The 236-nt window shown below is 54.7% G+C and carries 1 protein-coding gene; it reads left to right on the forward strand.

The annotated features are described in order from the left end of the window. The coding region (locus AAEY78_RS14950) for a TSUP family transporter (RefSeq protein ID WP_352340285.1) at positions 1-236 on the forward strand (236 nt) is incomplete at both ends.

Consider the following 236-nt stretch of genomic DNA (forward strand, 5'->3'; position numbering starts at 1 on the left):
ATTACCCTCTGCTGGCATCCAGTTTGGTGCTGGTACGGGTATTGGTATGGCGTCGTCTATTTTCGGTATTGGCGGTGGTAGTTTGACCGTACCGTTTTTGAACTGGGCGGGATTACCGATGAAACAATCGGTCGGCACCTCAGCGGCTTGCGGTCTACCGATTGCATTGGCTGGCGCGGCAGGGTTTGCATGGTTCGGTCAAGACGTGGTCAATCTCCCTGAGGGTACGATAGGGT

It is taken from the genome of Psychrobacter sp. 16-MNA-CIBAN-0192 (assembly GCF_040309565.1).
GTDB lineage: Bacteria > Pseudomonadota > Gammaproteobacteria > Pseudomonadales > Moraxellaceae > Psychrobacter.